Annotated in this window: 14 protein-coding genes; 5 read left to right on the forward strand and 9 right to left on the reverse strand. The window is 63.9% G+C overall.

Going from position 1 to position 13,583, the window contains the following annotated elements; genetic code table 11:
* Positions 1–37 precede the first annotated feature (37 nt).
* From LMQ14_RS14630 to LMQ14_RS14655, 6 genes are all read right to left on the reverse strand, one after another.
* Complete coding sequence (locus tag LMQ14_RS14630) at positions 38–1,183, reverse strand: glycosyltransferase (protein WP_267730307.1); 1,146 nt, start codon at positions 1,181–1,183, stop codon at positions 38–40.
* Positions 1,184–1,403: 220 nt separating this feature from the next.
* Entirely contained in the window at positions 1,404–2,891 is a 1,488-nt protein-coding gene (locus LMQ14_RS14635) for a wax ester/triacylglycerol synthase domain-containing protein (protein ID WP_267730308.1), read from the reverse strand.
* A 233-nt stretch (positions 2,892–3,124) separates the two neighbouring features.
* Positions 3,125–3,610 carry a pyridoxamine 5'-phosphate oxidase family protein gene (locus LMQ14_RS14640; protein WP_267735520.1) on the reverse strand — a complete coding sequence of 162 codons (486 nt, stop codon included), beginning with the start codon at positions 3,608–3,610 and terminating at the stop codon, positions 3,125–3,127.
* Between the two features lie 773 nt (positions 3,611–4,383).
* Positions 4,384–5,565, reverse strand: coding sequence for a serine hydrolase domain-containing protein (locus tag LMQ14_RS14645; RefSeq protein WP_267730309.1), 1,182 nt, complete (start codon positions 5,563–5,565; stop codon positions 4,384–4,386).
* Entirely contained in the window at positions 5,562–7,022 is a 1,461-nt protein-coding gene (locus LMQ14_RS14650; RefSeq protein ID WP_267730310.1) for a biotin carboxylase, read from the reverse strand. Before LMQ14_RS14650 ends, LMQ14_RS14645 begins: the two co-directional genes overlap by 4 nt.
* 128 nt (positions 7,023–7,150) lie before the next feature.
* A complete protein-coding gene (locus LMQ14_RS14655) occupies positions 7,151–7,450 on the reverse strand; it encodes a hypothetical protein (protein WP_267730311.1) in 300 nt (99 codons plus the stop codon).
* 152 nt (positions 7,451–7,602) lie between these two features.
* On the opposite strand from LMQ14_RS14655, the gene LMQ14_RS14660 reads away from it, so the two are divergent.
* Together LMQ14_RS14660 and LMQ14_RS14665 are read left to right on the forward strand one after the other, a co-directional pair.
* Complete coding sequence (locus tag LMQ14_RS14660) at positions 7,603–7,800, forward strand: hypothetical protein (protein ID WP_267730312.1); 198 nt, start codon at positions 7,603–7,605, stop codon at positions 7,798–7,800.
* A 387-nt stretch (positions 7,801–8,187) separates the two neighbouring features.
* Positions 8,188–8,556, forward strand: a complete 369-nt coding sequence (locus LMQ14_RS14665; protein WP_267730313.1) for a DUF732 domain-containing protein — start codon at positions 8,188–8,190, stop codon at positions 8,554–8,556.
* A gap of 55 nt (positions 8,557–8,611) precedes the next feature.
* Here LMQ14_RS14665 and LMQ14_RS14670 read toward each other — a convergent pair whose 3' ends face one another.
* Positions 8,612–9,652, reverse strand: a complete 1,041-nt coding sequence (locus LMQ14_RS14670; RefSeq protein ID WP_267730314.1) for a hypothetical protein — start codon at positions 9,650–9,652, stop codon at positions 8,612–8,614.
* 180 nt (positions 9,653–9,832) lie between these two features.
* On the opposite strand from LMQ14_RS14670, the gene LMQ14_RS14675 reads away from it, so the two are divergent.
* The gene (locus tag LMQ14_RS14675) at positions 9,833–10,270 is read left to right on the forward strand and encodes a DUF4189 domain-containing protein (RefSeq protein ID WP_267730315.1); all 438 of its coding nucleotides are present in this window, start codon (positions 9,833–9,835) and stop codon (positions 10,268–10,270) included.
* Between the two features lie 39 nt (positions 10,271–10,309).
* On the opposite strand, the gene LMQ14_RS14680 is transcribed toward LMQ14_RS14675, so the two are convergent.
* Positions 10,310–10,612, reverse strand: coding sequence for a DUF3349 domain-containing protein (locus LMQ14_RS14680; RefSeq protein ID WP_267730316.1), 303 nt, complete (start codon positions 10,610–10,612; stop codon positions 10,310–10,312).
* A gap of 145 nt (positions 10,613–10,757) precedes the next feature.
* Here LMQ14_RS14680 and phoU point away from each other — a divergent pair, with 145 nt between their 5' ends.
* Complete coding sequence (phoU, locus tag LMQ14_RS14685) at positions 10,758–11,405, forward strand: phosphate signaling complex protein PhoU (protein ID WP_267730317.1); 648 nt, start codon at positions 10,758–10,760, stop codon at positions 11,403–11,405.
* A gap of 154 nt (positions 11,406–11,559) precedes the next feature.
* Here the strand turns inward: phoU and LMQ14_RS14690 are convergent, their stop codons facing one another.
* Positions 11,560–11,964 (reverse strand): BlaI/MecI/CopY family transcriptional regulator, encoded by a 405-nt coding sequence (locus LMQ14_RS14690; protein ID WP_267730318.1) that lies wholly within the window; start codon positions 11,962–11,964, stop codon positions 11,560–11,562.
* Positions 11,965–12,323: 359 nt separating this feature from the next.
* Between LMQ14_RS14690 and LMQ14_RS14695 the strand changes: the two genes are divergently transcribed.
* On the forward strand, positions 12,324–13,421 hold the full coding sequence (locus tag LMQ14_RS14695) for a HoxN/HupN/NixA family nickel/cobalt transporter (RefSeq protein WP_267730319.1): 1,098 nt from the start codon (positions 12,324–12,326) through the stop codon (positions 13,419–13,421).
* The last annotated feature ends 162 nt before the right edge of the window (positions 13,422–13,583 follow it).

The following is a 13,583-nucleotide window of genomic DNA, read 5'->3' on the forward strand; positions in this document are numbered from 1 at the left end:
CCCGACGGTACGCCGTTTACGGTCATGGGGGCGAGGGTCACACGAGGACCCGTCGGTCCGCGAGGACCCGACGCGCCAGTCCCAGATACGCATTCGCGATCACTGGCCAGGTCATCTCGGGCGCCAACCGGCGGCCCTCGGCCGCCATCGCACCGGCGAGGCGGGGCTGCGTCAGGACGCGATCCAAGGCGGATACCAGCGCATCCGGATCGTCGTGCGGGACAACGATGCCGGCCCCACTGCCTAGCAGTTCGACGGCGTGTGGGAAGGCGGTCGCCACAATTGGCCGGCCGCTCGCGATGGCGCCGACCAGCACGCCGGAGGTGACCTGATCAGTCGAGTCGTAAGGCAGTACGACGACCGCGGCGGACTGGATGAGCGCGGACAGCATCGGAAGGTTGCGATAATTCGCATCGAAGCGCACAGAATCCGCCACGCCCCTGCGCCGCGCCTGTTCGATGCAAGCGTCGCGGTACGCGTCGCCCTCGGCGGCGAGCACCTTTGGGTGCGTTTGACCCGCAACCACATACTGCGGACGGCCGGGCAGACCAGTAAGCGAGCCCATCGCATCGATCACCCGCTCGATGCCCTTGCCCGGCCCCAGTAGGCCCCAAGTTAACAGCGTCGGTCGACCGTTGCGCACGCAAGCGTTCGTCGAGACGGTCGCCCCGTGCGGGATGGTGACCACTTTGCGGCGATCGACGGCGAATTCACCGCGCAGCCGCTCGCTGGCCGCGTCGGACATCACAATCACCTGATCCGCGCGCGCGACGACCGCCTCGAGGGCCGAACGTTGTTGGCGTGTCGGGTTTTTGAGAATGGTGTGGGCGATCACGATCGACGGGACACGCAGCCCGTCGATGACATCCACTACCTCGTATCCCTCAACTCCGCCGTAGATGTCGTACTGATGCTGGATGACCGCAACGTCTTTCTGATTCAGCAACTCGATGCATGCCGCGACGGATGCCGGCGAGCCGTTGACCAGTTCGCCAATGACCCGAGCACTCGAGCATGGCGACCCGTCGGACACGCGCACGACGCCGACGTCAGCCCCATAGGTGCTCAGCCAATGCGCCAGCGCGGCGGTGAATGTCGCCAGGCCGCAGCGGGTCGGTGGATAGGTGCTCAGGATGCCGAAACTCGGGGAGCGAGAAACTCCCTGACCCACAACGGATTCCATCGATGGGTCAAATGCAACTAAAGCGGTCACTGCGATCCCAACTGCGGTTGTCACCTGCGTGGCCGGCGGGAGCGGTTGCTCGGCGCGGTCAGCCACAAGGGCGGACTCGAGCCCGGACTAGCTGGGTTTGCGATTCTTGTCACAATACACCCCAGCCTGGGCCGTGACGACAAAGGGGCCAATGGTGTAGAGCGAATGGCTGAGCCAATACCACAGTCCGTCAATAGGTCTTGCCGCGTGAATGGTTGGCAGCGTGCGACGTCATCTCGCTGACGACGGAACGGCCTTGCCCGCGAGGAGATTTCTGCGCGGCCGCAACCAGAAGATCGACAGAGTGCACGATCCCCGTGGCGATGTCGTCAACCGCGGGCACGTGATCGGGGCAGGCAGACACGCTCACATCCAGGACGTCACCACGCGAGGTCAGCGCAATGCTTAACCCCGCGCCCTCAGTCAGTGGTGCCACGGTATGCATGCCGGCAACCCTGGCGCCGGCGCAGTAGGCCGGCGCCGGATCACCGACACTGTAGGAGACAGTGCCGTGGCTTATCGGCGCGAGTTGGCGCCGCAGGCCCGACCGCGTGTAAAGCTGCATTCCGAGGCGGGCCACAGCCGGCGGTACAAGTGACGTAATCTCCGCGAGATCGATTGTCGTCCAGCTACCTTCGGTACCAGAGACGCGAATGGCGTTCAATCGCTCGGTGGCAGTATGAAGGTTTGCGAGAACCTGCACAGGGTCGTCGAGATGTACCGGAATGCGAAATCGCCCGACAGTAAATGCCTTACGGGTTTTCGGGATATTTGTGGTTGGCAGCTCGAACGGCATGCGCATCAGCAGCGGATCGGCGGGCACCGTACCGTGCTGTTGCAGCCAAGCGCGCAATGACAGCGTGCATGCAGCCAGAACGACATTGGTAATGCTGCCCCCGAAAGAGTTGCTGACCGCCTCCGCGGCTGTCAGCGGTACGGAGGCGAAAGCCACCTCGCGCCGCTTCGTCAGAGGCGCATTGAACGCTGTGCGCGGCACGGGTCCGCTCGTCGACGACGGTGCCGGGATGTTCCGATCGCGGCTGGGCGTGCGGTGCAGCCGACGACTCCCCACCTGCAGCGCACCGGACACTGCGTCGGCGACTAGCCGCATGCCGGTGAAGTTACGCTCAACAATCTCGGTCAGCACATCGGCAACAAGGTCACCGACAGACGGCGCCGAGCCCAGGCTCGGCTCCGCCGGCTGACGATTGGCCGGCTTGGCACGCGGGCCAGAAGCTAGCAGCCGCGGCCACAACGACACCGTTCCGGCGGCACCATCATCCAGTACCGGCGACGTCTTCACCGCCAACGCCCACTGGCCACCCGCGAGGCCGTTGATACTCCACGCTTCCCAAAGCCCTTCGCGGCAATCGAGTCGCCGGGTACTCAAATCCGCAATAAGTTCGGCGAACTCGCTCCGACCGCCGGGCGCGCGGACCGTTGCGCAATGAATTTGCGGAGACGGGTCGTAGTCGTCAATCTCAGCCCAGACCGGCTGCCCGAGACCCAGCGGCTTGGTCACCAGACGGCTGCGGAAGCGCGCCAGTTGCGGTAGTGACGCAGCCACCAATTGGTGTAGCCGCTGATGGGTGAGCCGATCGGACGCAGCGAGGATTACCAGCGAGATGGTGTGTGCCGGCGCTGGTGTGTGCAGCGAAAACGCATCGGTCGCCGACAATCGCGTAACCATTACTGCATCATCTCCTTGGCGACGAAACCTGTTGCGCCAGTGGCTTCCAACCAACGCACAACCACGCTGCACCCGATCTTGGTCAGCAAGGTTTTTCTATTCGCTTGGTACCCGGCGATCGCCGCCTGACGCAATCGGCGACGGCACGACTGAAAAAGGGTCACACGCGGAATACCCAGACGCGGCTGACCCTACTCCGATCTGCCATCGCGCCGTGACTGCTACCCATCGTTAACGAGGTTCGCAAGGAAGGTGGGTAACCGGCCAGCACCGAAGTCGTAAAACCGCGCCCATAGCGGCTCGATCGAGATGCGCACCATCTGCTGGTACGTCGACCGCACATTGCGTTCGAACTCGGCGAGCCGGGGTTCGTCCATTGACCTCGTGGCTGCCGCGAGGTATTCGTCGGTGACGCCGTCGACGGTTTCCAGTGTGGCCAGGCCGCGCACCAAGAGGGCCTTCGCCTCTTCTGGCGCGGAGCCGGTGTCAATCGTCAGTGCGACCTCCGGGCGTGACGAAAGCGCGCGAGCCTTCGGGGAGGTCGGCGCTGTGGACACAACGATGCGTTGGCCGGACCAGTAAAACCCGACCGGGACAACCCGAGGGAAACCATCATGTCCGTTGTAGGCGAGCCGGGCCATGGAACCGGCGAGCAGCTTTTGGGCGGCGGGGTGGCCAAGCTCTTGAGCCAACTCCTGCGCGTTCATCACGCATGTAGTCCTACTCGGTTCGACCGGGCAGGTCACCTCGGCGCGCACGGGGTCATCAAGGACATGGAGTAGTGAATTACTCGTGCCGACCCGGATGATCTCGCGTGACAATTCTCAGGCACATCAATTCGGACCAGCTCTGCGTCTGGAGGTAGGGCAATGCTAGGAATCGGTAAACACAATCGCAGCGGCGCGGGCGACAACACTCTGTTGCTGGCGGCGAAAATATCAGGGCTCTTCGTGGTCGGGGCGGCGATTATCAGCGCGATCCCGCCCTCCATCAATTTGCTCAGCAGCCACGACACTCCTGTCCCCGTTAATCAAACGGCGTCGACGACCACCACTTCGTCGAACGGACGGCCGGGCACCGGGCTCACCTTGGGTCCGCTAGCCAACGGGAAACTCTCCGTGGCAGGCTCCGCCCAAAAAGACGTCCTCGGCATGTGGGTCGTGATCGGCCCAAAACCGTTGGGCGGGTACGACACCGGCTGCGGGAATGTCGCTGATGGGCGGTGGCAAGCTCAGGTGTCCACCGACCCATCGTGGCCGAATTATCCACTGACGACCGTCCCTGCCTACGGTTCCTGCGCCAGTGCTGGAAGCGCGGCCGGCCTCAAGTTCACTTTGCAGGGAACCGAGACGACGACGCCGACACCGCCGCCGGGCCAGGTATTGGATTGCACGAGACAATTCGGCCCCAGCTGCCTGACCGGCCCGGGCTTCGGACCGGCGACGACCTACCAGCCGAATCATTGACGACGTATCGACTGCTACTCGGTTGTGATGCCAGCCAGTTCGTGTGCCACCGCGCCAAATGCGCGCAGCGTGTCCAACAGCATCTGCGGATCCCCCGCGTCCGGCTGGGTGGATAGCTTGGCCGCGACCAGTTCAGTGGGCCGGTCGACATAGATCATCTGACCGCACATGCCCTGGCACAGCACGACGTTGCTGCCCGGGTAGGGAAACCACACCTGGTTGCGATACATGCCGCCGGGCATTTGGGTGTCGTCGGGGCTGGCGGCAAACGCCGCACGCGAGTCCGGGCCGCCGTCGAGGGTGTCGGCAATCCACGCGGCCGGCACCACTTGCTGTCCGGTCAACGAGGCACCCTCGTGCAAGAACAGCGACCCGAACCGGATCATGTCGGTCAGACAGGCATTGATGCCGCCGTCGAAGAATCCGGTGCCCTCGGTGTCTACGGCGATGCTGGCATCGCATAAGGCACCGATTCGGCTCCACAGCAGTTCCGACATCAGCTCGGGCATCCGTTCGCCGCCCGCCACCTCGCAGATCCAGCCGAGCACGTCGGTTTCACACGAGCGATATTCGAACGGGCCGCCGTGCGCCGACTTCTGCCGCAGGGTCAGCAGGAAATCACGCAGTGTCGAGGGGACGTCCGAACCGCTCGTTGGTGCCCACCCCATCGCCTGGTCGAGCACGTGAATCTCCGCGGTCGGATGAAGGTAGTTGTCCGAGAAGGCGATACCCGATCTCATGTCCAGCAGGTGGCGCACCGTCGCACCGTCATAGCCGCAGTTCGCAAGGGCGGGAACATATTTCGTTACCGGCGCGTCAACCTCGATCGCACCGGCCCCGTGTAGCGCGCCTACCACGGCGGCCACCAGCGACTTGCTCACCGAGAACAGCAGGTGTCGGGTCTCGGCACCCAAGCCGTCGAGGTATTCCTCGGCCACCAGCGCACCGCGGTAAGCGATGGCCCATCCGTCGGTGGCGGTGCCGGCCATCACCGCGCCCACGGTGGTGGCCGAGCCGTCATCGCCGGTCACCGCGATCTCGGCGACCGGGGCACTCGCTGCGGGTAACACTGCGGTGGCGCCGGTCCCGCGCGAGATGACCGCCGTCGGCACGAAGTCGTCGATGTGCTGGAACGACCAGTGCGCGTAGGGCGGCGACAGCCAGTTGTCCAGCGAGATACCGGCCGGACTGCTCACGCTCGTGCGACGAGCCGCGAGACGATCGGCGCGGCCGGCGACAGGGGCGTCGAAACGAATTTCGCCTTCATACCCTTGACCCAGCGCTGGCAGCGCTCGCTGAGCCGATAGTCGTCGGTCTGCAGGTGTGAGCGGGTGACGAGCACGCCAAGTTGGGCGCCCTCGGAACGTAAGTCGCCCGGCGCCGCGACCCGCATGTAAAAGGCCTCGGACCCATCGAGCAGCGTGGCCCAGTCGTTGGCGGACCGGTTGAAGGAGACGCGACCCTCGTCGTCGATGCGCCATACGCCGGTGCGCGGCGTCGCGGTGAAGATCTCGAGATCCGGCGAGGTCTCGGTGATGATCACCTGGCCCCAGACCTCGTCCTCGCCATAGCCGCGCTCCCAGCGTGCGTTGATCTCCCCGATGTCGACCTCGTAGTCCACGTCCATGTACTCGAGCAGATGGAAGAGGAACAGCGGCATGTCGGCGTAGGCCTCGGTGGTCAGGTTCGTCATCGGGCTGGCGCCACTCAGGCGCGGATTCACCTCGCCGAGGTAGAGCTCGTCGGAGTCCAGGTCATGAAGTAGATCCACCTCGAAGTAGCCGCGGTACCCCTCGCGGCTCATGACATCGCCCAGCTTTGCCACCATTTCTCGCGCGGCGTGCGTCTGTGTGGGCGGCAGCACCTCGCGCCAGATGTCATTGCCGCACCAACTGCCCCGTTGCGGAGTCAACTCCGAATAGCCGACCAGGCTCGTCATCGCGGGGCCGATCACGGTGCCGTGGCGGGTCACGGCACCCTCGAGGCACACCTCCACGTTGCGGATCCGCTTCATCACCTTGAGCTCTTGGCCGACCAGGTCACCGGTGTGCTGGTCCCAGTCACCCTGACCGTGCACAAAGAACGTCCCGCTGCCGGCGTTGCCGTAAGCGATCGAGATGACGAGGTCATCTCCCAATCCGGCGTCTTGCGCGAGCGCCAGCAATTCGTCGTAGGAGCCGGCCCGGCCGATCGTGTTAGGCACGCTCGGTACCCCCGCCTCGTTGGCCAGGCGCGTCATGATGATCTTGGAGCCCAGGCGCTCGCGCAGCTGTACCGGCGGATGCATGACCTCGAGACCCGCCTGCCGGGCGAGGGTCTGTATCTCCTCGTTCATCATCACAAAGCAGCACTTGCCACCGGGACCTTTGCCGGCGATGAACTCGAGCGTCTCGGGATCGGACAGCAGGTGGCTGCACACCTCGTCCATGGAGTCGAAATCACGTCGGTCGCGGCGCCGGGGCACGAACACGCGAGAGTGGGTGCCCTCGAAAGAGTCAAAGTAGGTCAGGTAGAAGAAGTTTCGTATCCAGCGATCGACGCCCAGCAGGTTGAACGGCGTCGGCGAGATGAAGTACAGCGGCACCTTGTTCGTGTGAAAGAACGCGCGTATGTCCGAAAGGCCGTTCAACGTGCGACGTGGCTCTGGCTGCATCCCACCAGTGTGCTTCGTATTCGTGCCAACGCCAACACGTGGAGCAACATGCTGCGCCCCAACCACTTCGAGGACATCGTGAAGCGGGACCCGTGGCGGGACCGATTCAATTCGCGAGTTGTCGACAGCTATTCGGCGTCACCGATGGCATCAAGGCGCTCGCCCACCCGAGCCAGCGCCTCGTCGAAGATCTCCACCTTTTCGCCGCGCTTCTCGTTGGCGGGCTGGGCCGAGCCGCGGGCACCTTCGGCCTCCACCCGAGCCGCACCCTGACGCCGCAGCAGGCTGAAGTTCTTGTCGCGCGCTTGCCTCAGCCGGCTCTGCAATTCCTTCAGCGACTGCTCGTCCATGCGCGCGAGAGCCTCGGGATGACTCTCGCCGATCAACGAGCTTTCCTGCTGGGTCAGGTTCACGTGGTGGTTGCTCACCGTAGATACATAACCCGCACCGCACGCACCGGCATCGAATCGCCGGACGCAACGCCGAACCGTCACGCCTCGGCCATTTGGAGTTCACATCCCGGTGCCTCACGGGGAGAGCTGAACGTGGCCTCCCGGTGGACGTGGCGGAGGCGGCGGCTGTGGAGGCGGTGGAGGTGGCGGCGGTTGCGGTGCAGGCTCCTCCGGTTGCGGTCCGGGACCCTGCGGTTGTGGTGCGGGTGCCTGCTGTTGCGGCGGAGGGGACACCGGCCGTTGCGGTCGAGGGGGCGGTGACGCGACAGGTGGCTCGAGCGGCCTTGCCGTCGGTGCCGGGAGCGGCGGTGGTGGATCGGGGGTGAGGTCGCCCAAGGGAGCCGGCTTGATCAGTGCGACAGGCACCATGCCGTGCTTGTCAGCTGGCGCCACCGGTAACTGCGCCACATCGACCACGCCGGAGCCGCTGGCTAGCAAAGCGATGATCACCGCACACCGAGCCTGTATTCGCCGCCGACGCATGGCCATCGCGCGAGACGGCGCCATCCCGCCACGGTTCGATCGGGTCATACGCTCCCGCAGCCGTCGCGCGCACTCCGATCCGTGGGTTCGCGCGAAAGTCCAGTGGTGATTCACGGTTCCAGCCAGTTACGATGTCCATCATTGCAGGCAGAGCTGCCTCCATTGTTACCACTTGGTGTCGGTTTAATGAGACGTCGAGCAGGTGACACCGAAGAAATGGGAATCCTGCCGTGCGCACGCGCATCACCAACCTCGCAAACGCACTGGTTAGCGTCTCGGTTGTGCTGACCGCCGCGATTGCTTGCGCGGGCACAGCAAGCGCCGACGCCCAGGAGGACCAGTTCGTGGCGTTGCTGGCTCAACTACAGATACCCGTCATCGATAACGTGCCCGGGCTGGTCTACCGAGCCCGTGAAATCTGTGGCGAACTCGATCACGGCTCCTCGGTCCAGTCTGTGATAGACGAAGAGACGAACACGACATACTCGGGCAGTCCGCAATTGCGCCTGTACCCCGATCGCGTGACCCGCACCGCAACAAAATTCGTCACCGCATCGGTGACCGTCTACTGCCCCGGCCATCAAGGCCAGCTTCCGTAGCGTATATTGTTGCGGTGCAGCGGTTTTCATCGCTTGCATTGCGCCCCATGAAGATTCACCACCTCAGCGGCACACACTGCGGAATCCAACCGTCGAACAGCGGGCCCGTCGACAGGCCGTAGGCTTTGGGATGCCACGCTTTGGGGACATCGCCGCCTTTGAAGTCGAACGAGAAAAACGGGATCTCGGCAAGCCACACCTCGAAGAAGATGGCAAGCAGATCCCGGGCCAGGTGCGACGCTGGACACCGATGCGGGCCTCCCCCAAAACTCCAATGCCGATGCGGACCATCCAGTTTCATGTCCTGACCTGACATGGAGTCGGCCTCGTCACGGTGCACCAGACCGACACACAACTCGACAGGAGACCCGGCTGGGATCGTCGTTTCGCCGATCGTCACATTGCGAGTGGTGATTCGTGAAACGGTGTTCGCCCCGCCGTCCATGCGCAGTAGCTCCTCGATGAAAATGGCGAGCCGGCCTGGATTTTCGCGCAGCTCCTGCTGAAGCATCGGCTTCCGCGCCAGCACCGCCAGTCCGGCCGCGATAGATAACGCCGCGAACATGAAACCGCGCACTACCGACCCCATCAGTCCCATGACCTCTTCGTTGCTGAGCGGTTCATTGGCCAGGCGGCTGATCACATCATGGCCACCCAGCGGGGCTTGACGGATCAAGCCAACCACCTCGGCGCTGACCGCATCGATACCAATGTGCCGCGGCAGCCCGCAAGCCAACGCGGACGCCGCGTGACACAGAACCACGGCGACAAGCACACCATTGCAGCGATCCTGTTTCGCGACGGTGCCGATGCTTTCTTCGATGAGCCCACGTATGGGCTTCAACATTTCCCGCGAACTGCCGGGGTTGAGCACATCGACCAAGATTGCGTGATACGGGCCGAACGGCGGATTGCCGGGCATCATTTCGCCCTGGCGGCTGGCGAAAACTTCGCCGTCGCGTACAGCGGCAAGCACATCGTCGCGGTGCCATAGCGTGTACGTGCCGTCATGCCCCCGCAGCACTCTTTGACCGGCTCGCTCTGCGGCAGCGTGCCACTCCCGAAAACCCGTGGCTGCATCCTCGTCGGAGCGCATGACGTCCCGCGTGGCGTCGCCCCCGGACCCTGTCACCGCGCACTCCCGACTTTCCCGATCGGCGGCCGACGCGAAGCCCGCACCAACCGCGCTACCTGCAACTTCAAGCCGCCACTCTATCCGCAAGATTGGCCACACCGCATTGCACCGATCGCCAAGGATTTCTAGAGGATCTCGCAAGTGACGCAGCCCACGGTGAGTTCGTCCACACAACAACTCACGAGGTTCGCCATGATCAACCACCGAATATCCGTCTTGATCGCCTCGGGCGGTGCCAGCGCCGCCCTCTTCGCCAACGCGGCGGTGATGCCACCCACTGCGCAGGCAGCAGCGCCCGACCGTTACGCCGTGATCGCCTACTCGCCCGTGACCGGGTGGACAGGTTGGGAGAACAACGGCACCACCATGGAGGAGGCCACCCACATAGCGCTTGGCAATTGCCAGGTACACGGCGCCGGCTGCACTGTCGCGGCGTGGACCCGAAACGCCTGCGTCGCTTTAGCGCTCGGATCGGGCCGATGGGGCGCCCATTGGGGGCTGACCCCGGCGGACGCTCAGAACGCGGCGCTGGCCATGGTCCCTAACGGCCGCATCGTCGAGCTCCATTGCACCGGGTGATGGTGAGTGAGTCCACTCGTTGCTCGGTCGTCCCGAGGATCATCGGCCAGCCACGTCATCAACAGGCCAGCCGACTGCGGCCAATCGCCGCTTCACGCGCTCGGTATCTTCTGGCGATGGCATCTCGTCGGTGAGCTTGGTGATTGCGACCCGCACGTCTGTGACGTCCACCGGCTTGTTGTTGTGGGAGATGACCGCAGCGGCGACCGCGATGACATCGTCGTCGGAAAGGCGGCGACGAAGCAGCGCAAGTAGAGGCACGTAGTCGCGCGTCGGAATGCCTTCGGGGTAGCCGGCACGCAGGAAACCAACAACCCGCATCACCACATCCGACAGCGTCATCAACTTCCTCGCTCTACGACTCCCCGGGTTAACAACCCTTGCTGATCCCACCACAAGTGGGGAACCCCTTTCACCATAAGAAACGGTTTGTTAGCAGTGCGTCCAACGGGGCCACCTTGTGTACCAGTTCTCTTAAGGTTGCAACATGCGCACCGCGTTCCACGAGCAGCTCGATTCGCTCACCGAGACCCTGAGCCAGATGTGCGGTCTGGCAGGTGTGGCGATGGAAGGGGCGACGCAGGCGCTGCTGCAGGCGGACCTGACGATGGCAGAAGCAGTGATCGCCAGCCATACGCGCCTCGCCCAGATGCGAAGTGAGGCCGAGGATGCCGCATTCGTGTTGCTCGCTCTCCAGGCGCCGGTCGCAAGCGATCTACGAACCGTGGTTGGGTCCATGCAAAGCGTCGCCGATGCCGAACGGATGGGCGGCTTGGCCTTACACGTGGGCAAAATCGCGCGCCGTCGCCATCCAGACCCCGCATTGCCTGAAGAGGTGAGTGGTGACTTCGCCGAGATGGGTCGGATTGCGGTGGATTTGGGCCGAAGTGCACGAGACGTCGTGCGCTCGCGCGATCCGGAGCAGGCCGCACAGATCAGCCGGGATGACGACGAGATGAACCGGCTTCACCAACACCTGTTCACCGTCCTCAAAGAGAAAGACTGGCCGCACGGTGTATCAACCGCCGTCGATGTCACTCTGCTGGGCCGCTTCTACGAGCGCTTCGCCGACCATGCCGTCGAAATCGGGCGTCGCGTCATCTTTCAGGCAACCGGAGAAGCCCCCGGTGAGTAAGTGAGCCGGTTATTCACAGCTCGCGCAATCCGCTGGCACCCGCGCGTTCAGGAAGGTATCGTGCGGGCGGCGCGCGAGGCCCGATGGGTGAGGCGGTACTTGTTCATGACGAAGCGCGCCGCGCCTTAGCAATGAGTCAGCTCAGACGAGTCGGCTACAGCGAGACACGTCTAGACCCATCGGAGTCGGTCTCCAACTTTGCAAGCGCCTGCTGAAGGAGCTGCACGTTAGCTGCTCCGACGCGATCGACGAAGTGAGCCAAGGCGGCGCAGCGTCCCGTTGAATCGGCAATCTCATCTAGCGCACCGAGCATCGACTCGGCGACCAACTCGTCAGGGCCGCGCACTGCCGCATAGCGGTACGCACGATCGTTGCGGTACTGGACGACGAGGCCTTTGTCAGCGAGTCGCCGCAGGACCGTCATCACCGTGGTGTAGGCGAGATCGCGCCTCACCGAGATGGCGAGGTGTATGTTACGTACGGTCTGCGGCTCTGGACCGCTCCATAACTGCTCCATCACGCAGCGTTCGAGCGGACCCACCAACTTTCGGTTGGGCATGGCCACACTCCTGCCCCCGATCAGTTCCGGTTCTGACGGGATTACGGTATCCACGCCGCCGGTCGCGAGGGGTCACCCATCGGGTGGATGCGCGGGGGGAACCAATGTTTCTCGCCCCATACCAACGCTTTTCGGTGGACACCCCTAATTCTTGATGTGCTCGGTGTAGCGGCCCTTCGGCGATTTTTGCGCACCGGGCCGAGCGGGTCGGTGTACGAAACGGTTGATAATCGGACGCAAAACTGCCAGGGAATCTCCTGCAAATCACTTGCAACCAATTCAACGTCGGCGCTAGCTTTTGCACGACATGGTTGCAACCGCGCCAAAGGAGCCGTCGTGATTAGTGGTGCTCAGCGGAGATGCTCAGTGTGCGTTGGATTGCGATGCGGATCGCATTGACACCCGCGGAATGGGGGCGTCTAGCGGTAATGCTCGCGGTGATCGTCGCGCTGCATCTCATCGGCTGGTTCACCCTGCTCCTGATCGTCGAACCGGCGCGACTCAGCGTGGGCGGCAAGGCTTTCGGTATTGGCGTCGGGCTGACCGCCTACGCTCTCGGGCTGCGGCACGCCTTCGACGCCGATCACATCGCCGCCATCGACAACACCACCCGCAAGCTGATGAGCGACGGCCTGCGCCCCCTCGCCGTCGGGTTCTTCTTCTCGCTGGGCCACTCCACCGTGGTGTTCACCCTGGCGATGCTGCTGGCGATCGGGGCCAAGGCGATCGTCGGGCCGGTCGAGGACGACTCCTCGGCGCTGCATCACTACACCGGCCTGATCGGCACCAGCGTCTCCGGCGTCTTCCTCTACCTGATCGCCATCCTCAACGTCATCGTCCTGGTCGGAATCCTGCGGGTGTTCCTGCGGTTGCGCCGCGGCGAATACAACGAGGCCGAGCTGGAACGGCAATTGGCCAGCCGTGGATTTCTCAACCGATTCCTGGGCCGCTTCACTCGTTCGATCACCAAGTCCTGGCACATGTATCCGATCGGTCTGCTGTTCGGCCTGGGCTTTGACACCGCCACCGAGATCGCCCTGCTGGTCCTGGCCGGCACCAGCGCCGCGGCCGGGCTGCCCTGGTACGCGATCCTGTGTCTGCCGGTGTTGTTCGCCGCCGGCATGTGCCTGCTGGACACCATCGACGGCTCGTTCATGAACTTTGCGTACGGGTGGGCGTTTTCCAATCCGGTGCGCAAGATCTACTACAACATCACGATTACCGGGCTGTCGGTCGTCGTCGCCCTGTTGATCGGCAGCGTCGAACTGCTCGGCCTGTTCGCCGAAGAGCTGGGCTGGCGGGGTCCGTTCTGGGACTGGCTTTCCGGCCTCGATCTCAACACCATCGGCTTCGTCGTCGTCGGCATCTTCGTGATCACCTGGGTCATCGCACTGCTCGTCTGGCGCTATGGCCGCATCGAGGAGAAGTGGGCCGCGCCCGCCCAGAGCACGCCCTAAGCGCCGAAGCGCCGCAAACGAAACGCGTCAAAGCCTTGACTCTCGGACTCCGCTTCCTACTGCAGGCGGCAACCGTTCCAGCACTTACGCTTTCGTCTCCCCCATCCGGGGGTGCCTGCCCGACAAAGACCGACCGTAGGGTATCGCCAACCCCGGCTGCAC

This window comes from Mycobacterium sp. Aquia_213 (assembly GCF_026625985.1).
In the GTDB taxonomy this organism is placed as follows: domain Bacteria; phylum Actinomycetota; class Actinomycetes; order Mycobacteriales; family Mycobacteriaceae; genus Mycobacterium.

Bases quoted from the DNA above. Each gene is read 5' to 3' on its own strand.
- LMQ14_RS14630 (WP_267730307.1), bottom strand. From the start codon at position 1,183: ATGGAATCCGTTGTGGGTCAGGGAGTTTCTCGCTCCCCGAGTTTCGGC.
- LMQ14_RS14640 (WP_267735520.1), bottom strand. From the start codon at position 3,610: ATGAACGCGCAGGAGTTGGCTCAAGAGCTTGGCCACCCCGCCGCCCAA.
- LMQ14_RS14650 (WP_267730310.1), bottom strand. From the start codon at position 7,022: ATGCAGCCAGAGCCACGTCGCACGTTGAACGGCCTTTCGGACATACGC.
- LMQ14_RS14670 (WP_267730314.1), bottom strand. From the start codon at position 9,652: ATGCGCTCCGACGAGGATGCAGCCACGGGTTTTCGGGAGTGGCACGCT.
- LMQ14_RS14680 (WP_267730316.1), bottom strand. From the start codon at position 10,612: ATGACGCTGTCGGATGTGGTGATGCGGGTTGTTGGTTTCCTGCGTGCC.
- phoU (WP_267730317.1), top strand. From the start codon at position 10,758: ATGCGCACCGCGTTCCACGAGCAGCTCGATTCGCTCACCGAGACCCTG.
- LMQ14_RS14690 (WP_267730318.1), bottom strand. From the start codon at position 11,964: ATGCCCAACCGAAAGTTGGTGGGTCCGCTCGAACGCTGCGTGATGGAG.
- LMQ14_RS14695 (WP_267730319.1), top strand. From the start codon at position 12,324: ATGCTCAGTGTGCGTTGGATTGCGATGCGGATCGCATTGACACCCGCG.